Origin of the sequence: Streptomyces sp. NPDC052109 (assembly GCF_040680195.1) — a bacterium.
Lineage (GTDB): Bacteria > Actinomycetota > Actinomycetes > Streptomycetales > Streptomycetaceae > Streptomyces.
Genome location: NZ_JBFAWF010000023.1, coordinates 134,279 through 142,973, shown reverse-complemented (window position 1 = coordinate 142,973; position 8,695 = coordinate 134,279). Strand labels below are relative to the sequence as shown.

At 73.4% G+C, this 8,695-nt stretch carries 9 protein-coding genes; 6 read left to right on the top strand and 3 right to left on the bottom strand.

Annotated elements, in window-relative coordinates:
* Positions 1–209 precede the first annotated feature (209 nt).
* Positions 210–833: a PadR family transcriptional regulator gene (locus tag AB0L59_RS34205; protein ID WP_365590549.1), complete on the top strand. Its 624-nt coding sequence runs from the start codon at positions 210–212 to the stop codon at positions 831–833.
* A 73-nt stretch (positions 834–906) separates the two neighbouring features.
* Here AB0L59_RS34205 and AB0L59_RS34200 read toward each other — a convergent pair whose 3' ends face one another.
* A complete protein-coding gene (locus AB0L59_RS34200) occupies positions 907–1,335 on the bottom strand; it encodes an SRPBCC family protein (RefSeq protein ID WP_365590548.1) in 429 nt (142 codons plus the stop codon).
* A gap of 461 nt (positions 1,336–1,796) precedes the next feature.
* Between AB0L59_RS34200 and AB0L59_RS34195 the strand changes: the two genes are divergently transcribed.
* The 3 genes from AB0L59_RS34195 (at position 1,797) to AB0L59_RS34185 (ending at position 4,584) form a co-directional block, all read left to right on the top strand.
* Positions 1,797–2,318 (top strand): Clp protease N-terminal domain-containing protein, encoded by a 522-nt coding sequence (locus tag AB0L59_RS34195; RefSeq protein WP_365590547.1) that lies wholly within the window; start codon positions 1,797–1,799, stop codon positions 2,316–2,318.
* A gap of 126 nt (positions 2,319–2,444) precedes the next feature.
* On the top strand, positions 2,445–3,449 hold the full coding sequence (locus AB0L59_RS34190) for an EamA family transporter (protein ID WP_365590546.1): 1,005 nt from the start codon (positions 2,445–2,447) through the stop codon (positions 3,447–3,449).
* Between the two features lie 190 nt (positions 3,450–3,639).
* Positions 3,640–4,584 carry an EamA family transporter gene (locus tag AB0L59_RS34185; RefSeq protein ID WP_365590545.1) on the top strand — a complete coding sequence of 315 codons (945 nt, stop codon included), beginning with the start codon at positions 3,640–3,642 and terminating at the stop codon, positions 4,582–4,584.
* Between the two features lie 13 nt (positions 4,585–4,597).
* On the opposite strand, the gene AB0L59_RS34180 is transcribed toward AB0L59_RS34185, so the two are convergent.
* Complete coding sequence (locus AB0L59_RS34180; protein ID WP_365590544.1) at positions 4,598–5,278, bottom strand: pyridoxamine 5'-phosphate oxidase family protein; 681 nt, start codon at positions 5,276–5,278, stop codon at positions 4,598–4,600.
* Positions 5,279–5,336: 58 nt separating this feature from the next.
* On the opposite strand from AB0L59_RS34180, the gene AB0L59_RS34175 reads away from it, so the two are divergent.
* A complete protein-coding gene (locus AB0L59_RS34175) occupies positions 5,337–6,668 on the top strand; it encodes an aminotransferase class I/II-fold pyridoxal phosphate-dependent enzyme (RefSeq protein ID WP_365590543.1) in 1,332 nt (443 codons plus the stop codon).
* Between the two features lie 110 nt (positions 6,669–6,778).
* Here the strand turns inward: AB0L59_RS34175 and AB0L59_RS34170 are convergent, their stop codons facing one another.
* Positions 6,779–7,714 carry a DMT family transporter gene (locus tag AB0L59_RS34170; protein ID WP_365590542.1) on the bottom strand — a complete coding sequence of 312 codons (936 nt, stop codon included), beginning with the start codon at positions 7,712–7,714 and terminating at the stop codon, positions 6,779–6,781.
* A gap of 74 nt (positions 7,715–7,788) precedes the next feature.
* On the opposite strand from AB0L59_RS34170, the gene AB0L59_RS34165 reads away from it, so the two are divergent.
* Positions 7,789–8,691, top strand: coding sequence for a LysR family transcriptional regulator (locus AB0L59_RS34165; protein ID WP_365590541.1), 903 nt, complete (start codon positions 7,789–7,791; stop codon positions 8,689–8,691).
* Positions 8,692–8,695: the final 4 nt, after the last annotated feature.

Sequence of the window (8,695 nt, the reverse complement as noted above, 5' to 3'; positions counted from 1 at the left end):
CCTGCTCCCACGCCAGGAGCCAGATCACCTGAGGCGACGAGCGAAACGGACCAGATCATCTGAGATTCCGACCAGACCGACTGAGACGGGACAGCATCGCACCGTCGAGAAGGGGGTTGTCATGAGATCGGTACCGATATATCGTTGAGGCATCGCGAATGATACGCGATGCAGACGTGACAGCTCATCGATGGAATGGAGTGATCGCGATGGGTACCCACGGATACGAGCGTGGACATCGGCACGAGGGCCCCGGTCTGCGGGGCATGGGTGGATTCGACGGGCGGCGGGCCGCCTTCGGGCCGTTCGGACCGGGGGGCCCGGGGTTCGGCCCGGGTGGTCACGGATTCGGGTCAGGCCCCTGGGGGCGGGGGCGCGGTGGCCCGAGGGGCCGGGCGCGGCGCGGTGACGTGCGGGCCTCGATCCTGGCCCTGCTCAAGGACCGCCCCATGCACGGCTACGAGATGATCCAGGAGATCGCCGAACGCAGCGGCGGCGCGTGGAAGCCCAGCCCCGGCTCGGTCTATCCCACGCTCCAGCTGCTGGAGGACGAGGGTCTGATCGCCAGTGAGAGCGAGGGCGGCAAGAAGCTGTTCGCGCTCACCGAGGACGGGCGCGCCGCCGCCGTCGACGGCCCGGAGGCTCCCTGGGAGGAAGCCTCCCGCGGGGTCGACTGGGAGGCCCTCGGCGAGATCCGCCAGGCCGGCTTCGGTCTGATGGAGGCCTTCAGCCAGGTCTGGAAGACCGGCACCAAGGAACAGCGCGAGAAGGCGCTGGCCGTCATCAACGACGCCCGCAAGAAGCTGTACCTGATCCTCGCCGACGAGCACTGAGGCGCAAGGGCGAGTGGGGCGCCCCGTGCGGTGGTACGCGCGGGGCGCTCCCGCGTGCCCGGCCCGCCCGGGATCAGGCGACCAGGCCGGCCAGCTTGCGCAGCGACTCGTTGAGCGCGGCCGTCGCCGAGTCCTTCAGCTTGCCCGCCATCAGCGACACCGCGGCGCCGGTGAACTCGCCGTCTATGCGCACCGAGGTGGCCTCGCCGTCGGGTGTGAGGGTGTACCGGGTGGCGACCGTCACCGCCATCGGGCCCCTGCCGCGGATGGCGAACAGCCGCGCCGGCTCCAGCTCCTCGATGGTCCAGTCGACCTCGGCCGGAAAGCCCATCAGCTTCATGTTCTCCTGGAACGTCCCGCCCACGGCGAGGGTCTCGGGGCCCCCCTTCGGGAAGTTCGTGTGGGTGGCGTTCCACTCCCCGTACGACGACCAGTCGGTGAGCTGGGCCCACACCTTCTCGGCCGGCGCCTGAATGCGTGCCTCCGCGCTGACTTCGGCCATGCGACCACCCCTTCGGATCGGGCGTAGCGGGCTACGGTGTCGCGGAAAGTAGCCGCAGGGCCGCCAACATTCAATACTGATGAACCGTCAGGAATACCGGTACGCGGTGCGGCCGACCGCCCCGGTGTTCTCGGGTGTGTGGACCGGGTGCACGTACGGCTCGCCGTCGACCCCGGGCAGTGCCACGAGGCGGCACCCGCCCACCGTCCCCAGGGTGGTGGGGGACGGCGTCGGAGCGAAGCGGTTGCGGGCGGGGCGTGCGGCAAGCCGGCGCGCGCTCTCGGGGACGGATCGGCCGGATCTCCTCCGTAGGGATGAGATTTCGGCGGGCGATGTCCACTCCGTGTGGGACGCGAAGATGGTTCCCCTCGCGGATGCCTCGGCCCGTTGAGGCTGATGGGGTGGGGGATGTGCAACCCCGTACAGCCCGCCGGACCGCCCAAGACGAGGCGGCAGCGCACGTGGACGACGATGCCGTGCTCGGCGCCGAGCTGGCAGCGGTGGTCGCCGGTGCCCGGCGGAGGGCCGTCCGGGACGGGGACCGGCAGATCGACACCGCCCATCTGCTGCACTCCCTGCTGGAACACGACTCCGAGGTCCGCGCCGCCGTCGGCGGCCCGCCGCAGCTCGCCCGGCTGCTCGGCTATCTCGTCCAGCGCAGCATCGGCTACGGCCTGCGCTGGCAGGGCAGCGTGGAGGACTCCGGTGGCCTCTCCGTCCTCCCCGCGGCGGCCGTGCGCGGCCCCCGGGACACCGCCGGCTGGTCGCCCGCCGCGGCCGCCGCCCTGGCCGACGCCCGCGAGCGGGCCCACCTGCGCGCCGGGACCCGCGTCACCGGCATCGACCTCCTCGCCGCGCTCACCTCGGACCCGGGGTCCCGGGCCGTCGAGGTCCTCGAGCGGGCCGGCGTCCGGGATCTGCCCGCACGGCTGGAACCGGGCGCGCGCGACTGCGCCGAAGAGGCCGACGCCCGCGAGCTGTGAAGCGGGGTACCGCGACGGGCGAGGAGTACGCCGGCCACCGGCGGCCGGGCAGCTGACAGCGCGCCACGTCCAGCCCCTGAGACAGGTGTCAACGAGGGTGACGCTCATGTCGCCGCCTGTCATCATGTGCCGGTGCATATGTCAAAGAGCGGTCAGGACAGCCGCGGCAAAGGTGTCGGGCTCGGTCTCGCGCTCGCCTCGGCGCTGGCCTTCGGCGGTTCGGGAGTGGCCGCCAAGCCGCTGATCGAGGCGGGACTCGACCCGCTCCACGTGGTGTGGCTGCGCGTGGCCGGGGCCGCCGTCGTCATGCTGCCCGTCGCCGTGCGGCACCGCGCGCTGCTGCGCCGCCGTCCCGCGCTGCTCGCCGGGTTCGGACTGCTCGCCGTCGCCGGTGTCCAGGCCTGCTACTTCGCCGCGCTGTCCCGGATACCGGTGGGCGTGGCGCTGCTCATCGAGTACCTGGCGCCCGCACTGGTGCTGGGCTGGGTGCGGTTCGTGCAGCGGCGGCCCGTGTCGCGCGCCGCCGCGCTCGGCGTGGGCCTCGCGGTCGGCGGCCTCGCCTGTGTGGTGGAGGTCTGGTCGGGGCTGAGCTTCGACGCCCTGGGCCTCCTGCTCGCGCTCGGCGCCGCCTGCTGCCAGGTCGGTTACTTCGTTCTGGCCGACCACGGCGGCGACGCGGGCGACATGGCGCCGGACCCGCTCGGCGTCATCGCCTACGGACTGCTCGTCGGCGCCCTCGTCCTGACCGTCGTCGCCCGCCCCTGGGGCATGCGCTGGTCGGTGCTGACCGGCTCCGTCGACATGAACGGCACCGCCGTACCGGCCCTCGCGCTGCTGGCCTGGATCGTGCTGATCGCCACCGTCGTCGCGTACGTCACCGGGGTGCTGTCCGTACGGCGGCTGTCACCGCAGGTCGCCGGTGTCGTCGCCTGCCTCGAGGCGGTCATCGCGACCGTGCTGGCCTGGGTGCTGCTCGGCGAGCACCTCGCGGCGCCCCAGATCCTCGGCGGTGCGGTCGTCCTGGTCGGAGCGTTCATCGCCCAGTCCTCGGCCCCCGCGAAGGGCTCTGCCGAGCCGGTGGCGGCCCGCAGCCCGGAAGGGGAGTTGGCGGCGCGTGGCATGTCCGCCTAGAGTGCCGCTCGTGCCGTCCACGCTCGTTCTTCCGCCCCCGGCCGCCTGAGGCGGGCCTCCGGGACACCAGCCCTGCGCCGCTGCGCCGGGCCGGACGGTGCTGCCCGCAGATGAAGTCCGCGCGCCCCGCTGAAACGGGTCGCCCTCGAACTTCCGCACCCCAGGGTGCGTTTCTGCGGAAGAGATTCCCTTGTCGAACGCTGCTTCAGGCCTGCCCGTCGGGCGTGGCCTGCTCTATCTGATCATCACCGGTGCCGCGTGGGGCACCGCCGGCGCCGCCGCCTCCCTGGTCTACCGGACCAGTGACATGGGCGCCTTCGGCCTGTCCTTCTGGCGCTGCGCGCTGGGCCTCGTCCTGCTGCTCGCCGGACGCGGGCTGCGCCCGCGCGCACGCTCCGCGACCACCCAACCCCTGGTCCGCGGGACCGGCCGAGTCCTCGTCACCGGCCTCGGCCTGGCGGTGTTCCAGACCGCCTACTTCGCCGCCGTGGCGTCGACCGGACTGGCCGTGGCCACCGTCGTCACCCTCGGCGCCGGCCCCGTCCTCATCGCGCTCGGCGCCCGGCTGCTGCTCGGGGAACGGCTCGGGGCCGGCGGACTACTGGCCGTCACCGGGGCGCTCGCCGGGCTGGCCGTGCTGACCTTCGGGGGCTCGGCCGCGACCGTGCGCCCGGCGGGCGTCCTCCTGGCGCTCGCCTCGGCCGCGGGCTACGGCGCCATGACCCTGCTGACCCGCCGGTGGGGGAGGGGCGGCGGCACCGACGCCTCCGACACCACCGTCGGGGCCTTCGCGGTGACGGGCCTGTGCCTGCTGCCGTTCGCGCTGCACGAGGGCCTGCTGCCGCACACCGCCCACCCGGCCCGGCTGCTGTGGCTCGTGGTCTACATCGCCGCCGTGCCCACGGCCCTCGCGTACGCCCTGTACTTCGCCGGAGCGGCCGTCGTACGGTCCGCCACCGTATCCGTGATCATGCTGTTGGAGCCGGTCACGGCGGCCGTGCTCGCCGTCGTCCTGCTCGGCGAACGGCTCACGGCGACCACGGCGGGCGGCACCCTGCTCCTGCTCGGAGCGGTCGCGGGCCTCGCCGTGAGCGAGGCCCGCGGGGCCGGGCGCCGGGAGTCCGTCCCGGTGTGAGTCCGGTCGGGACTCACCGCGCCTTCAGGTAGTCCGGCAGCTCGACACCGGGCGCCAGGTCGGCGTTGGGGAGCGGCGTGCCGTAGCCCTTGCGGACCGGGACGACACCGGCCCAGAAGGGCAGGGTGAGGTCCTCCGGGTCGTCGTTCGCGCCGCCGGTGCGGACCTTGGCGGAGACCTCGTCCAGGTCCAGCCGGATCACCGCGGTGGCGGCCAGCTCCTTCTTGTTCGCGGGCCGGGAGTCGGCGGCCCGGCCCGGCACGACGTGGTCCACCAGCGAGTCCAGGGCCGTCCGCCGCTCCTCGGGGTCGGTGACCTGGCGCGCGACGCCGTGCACCACGACCGAGCGGTAGTTGATCGAGTGGTGGAAGGCGGAGCGGGCCAGCACCAGCCCGTCCACGTGGGTGACCGTCAGGCATACCGGCAGGCCCGGGTCGCCCTCCCCGGTCATCCGCAGGGGGCGGGAACCGGTGGACCCGTGCACGTAGAGCCGCTCACCGACCCTGCCGTACAGCGTCGGCAGGACCACCGGGGCGCCGTCGCGGACGAAGCCGAGGTGGCAGACGTACCCCTCGTCGAGTATCGCGTGCACCAGCTCCTTGTCGTACGACGCCCGGTCCGCCGAGCGCGTGGGCACGGTGCGGTCGGTCGGCGTGTAGGCGGCGGCCTGGGTTTCCTCGGTCGTCCCCTGCATGACGGTCCTCCATGGCGGGCATTGGCGGTCTGTATTGCACTAGTGCATAATGTTCTTTGTGCTAGGAGAGTATCCCATCGAAGGGCGTGGTGCAGCCGAGATCGCCGCCAGCGTCGAACGCGCGGTCGGCGCCGGTGCGCTGGAGCCCGGTCAATCCCTGCCGCCCATGCGGGAGTTGGCGGTGCGGCTGGGTGTGAACCCGAACACCGTCGCGGCCGCCTACCGCACCCTGCGCGAGCGCGGCGTGATCGAGACGGCCGGCCGCAGAGGCAGTCGTGTCCGGGCCAAGCCGGCCACGACCGGACGTGAGGTACTGCGCGTGGAGGTCCCCGCCGGGGGCCGCGATCTGTCGAACGGCAATCCGGACCCGGCCCTGCTGCCCCGCCTCGCCCCGGTCCTCGCCGCGGCGGCGCGGGAGGGCGACCGGCGGCCCGTCCTCTACGGCGACGACCCGGTCGACCCCGACCTCGTCCGCATCGCCCGCGCCGAACTCGACGCCGACGGCGTCCCGGAGGGCCCGCTGACCGTGACGTCCGGCTCGCTCGACGCCATCGAGCGGATCCTCGCCGCGCACCTCAAACCGGGCGACGCGGTCGCCGTCGAGGACCCCGGCTGGGGCAGCGTCCTCGACCTGGTCCCCGCGCTGGGACTGCGCACGGTCCCGGTGGGCGTGGACGACGACGGACCCAGCGTCGAAGACCTGCGCCGCGTCCTGGAGTCCGGGGCCCGCGCCCTGATCGTCACCGACCGCGCGCAGAACCCGACCGGTGCCTCGGTGACCGCGTCACGCGCGCGTGCCCTGCGCGCGGTCCTGCGCGAACACCCGCAGACCCTGCTGATCGAGGACGACCACGGTCACGGCATCGTCGACCTCCCGCTGCACCCCCTCGCGGGCACCACCCGCCACTGGGCCGTCGTCCGCTCCGCCTCCAAGGCGTACGGCCCCGACCTTCGCGTGGCCGTCCTCGCCGGCGATCCGGTCACCGTCGACCGGGTACGCGGCCGCCAGAGCCTGGGTCCCGGCTGGGTGAGCCTGTTGCTGCAGCGGGCCGTGCGTCGGCTCTGGACCGAGGGTGCGGTGGACCGGGTGGCGGTGGCCGCGGCGTACGGTGCCCGGCGGGACGCGCTGGTCGACGCGCTGGCGGAACGCGGGGTCGTCGCCCACGGCCGCAGCGGCATGAACGTGTGGGTGCCGGTCCCCGACGAGACGGGCGCGGTGGCGCGCCTGCTGCAAGCGGGCTGGGCGGTCGCCCCGGGCGCACGTTTCCGCCTGAACACCGGTCCGGCGGTCCGCATCACGGTCTCGACGCTCACGGAGGAGGACATCGCCCCACTGGCGGACGCGGTGTCAGCGGCGGTACGGCCCTCTCCGGCGCGCGTCTACGGCTGAGGTGAGCCACGAAGGGGCGCGGGAACCGCGCGACCAGTCCCACGCGGCCCGCCCTCGCGCCCGACTCCACCCGCCCCTCCCTCTCGGGCTCCCGTCGAGCCCGCGCTTCGCTACGCGCTCTTGCGCCCCCGCACCTGGGTGAGCGCGGCCCCCGCCAGCACGATCACCGCCCCCACGGGGGTGGTCCACCGCAGCGACTCCCCGAGGATCGCCACACCCGCGGCCGTCGCGATGACCGGAATGAAGTACGTGACCATCTGCGCGGTGGTCGGCCCGACCTCGGCGACCAGCCCGTACTGGATCAGCACCGCGAGTCCCGTGCCCAGCGCGCCCAGCGCGGCGATCGCCAGCAGCGGCACCAGGGAGACGTGCGTGGGGAAACCGGCGGACAGCGGGGTGACGACGGCCAGTTGCAGCGTCGCCAGGAGCAACTGCGCCCCCGTCATGGACAGGTGGGAGTTGCCCGTGCCCGCGAGGGTCCGGCGGACGTAGATCCAGCCCACCGGGTAGCTCAGCGACGCCAGCAGCGCCATCGCCGTACCCGTGGCGTCCAGGCCGTGGAAGCCCTGCCAGGCACCCAGGACCGTCAGCACCCCGAGGAAGCCGAGGCCGAGGCCGGCCACGCGGACCCGGGTCGGCCGGTCCTCGGAGAGCGCGACCAGGGAGAGGGCCATGCCCCACAGGGGTGACGTGGCGTTGCAGATGCCGGCCAGGGTGGACGGGATCGTCAGTTCGGAGTAGGCGAAGAGGGAGAACGGCAGGGCGTTCAGGAGGAACGCGGCGACCGCCATGTGGCCCCACAGCCGGGCGCCGCGCGGCAGCCGCTCCCGCTTGACCGCCATCGCCGCCGCCAGGACCGCCGTACCGAACACCAGACGCCCGAGGGTGACCTGGAAGGGCGCGTAGCCCTCGGTGCCGACCTTGATCAGCAGGAAGCTGAAGCCCCAGATCAGGCAGAGGACGCCGAACCGTAGCCGCCAGTCGAGGCGGGCGCGGGGGCGGGCGGGGGCGGGGGACTGGGTTCGGGGTGCGGTGACCGTGCTCATGGTCTCCAAGATGCTTGAGGCGACCTCGTAGCACAATCGAGATTTGTCACCTGGTACCTCTTAGAATCACTTACATGTTGAACCTGGAGCGCCTGCGCACCCTGGACGCCCTCGCCCGGCACGGCTCGGTCAGCGCGGCGGCGGACGCGCTGCACGTCACCACGTCCGCCGTGTCCCAGCAGCTGGGCAAGCTGGAGCGGGAGATCGGCCAGCAGCTGCTCGCCAAGAACGGCCGGGGGGTGCGGCTGACCGACGCCGGGCGGCTGCTGTCGGAGCACGCGGGCCGCATCCTCTCGCAGGTCGAGCTCGCCGAGTCCGACCTGGAGGCGCACCGCGGACAGGTCGTCGGTGAACTCAGGCTGTCCGCGTTTCCGACCGCCGCCCGAGGCCTCTTCCCGACCGCGCTCGGCGCGCTGCGGGCCGAGCACCCCGGGCTGCGCGTGCGCTCCAGCGAGCTGGAGCCGGAGCAGGGCATCGCCGGTGTCGTCCGTGGCGACCTCGATCTCGCGGTGGTCCTGGACTGGTACAACAAGCCGATGCCCGTGCCCGACGGCCTGGTCAAGGCACCCTTGCTGGACGACCCGGCCGACGTCGCCATGCCGGCCGGGCACCCGCTGGCCGGCCGGGACGAGGTGGACCTCACCGAGTTCGCCGAGGACGAGTGGATCACCTGGGGCGAGGGCGAGTTCTGCCACGAGTGGCTGATGTTCACGCTGCGGTCCAAGGGCGTCGAGCCGATCGTCGGCCACCGCGCCGGCGAGACCCACACCCAACTCGGCCTGGTCGCCTCCGGGTTGGGCGTGTGCATCGCACCGCTGCTGGGCCGGAACCCGGTTCCGGACGGCGTGGTCCTCGTGCCGCTCAGACAGCGGGTGCGCCGGCACGTGTACGTGGTCTGGCGGGCCGATGCCGACCGCCGCCCCTCGATCCGCGCGGCGGTGGAGGCCCTGAGTGCGGCCGCGCTGAAGATCGGCTGAGGCG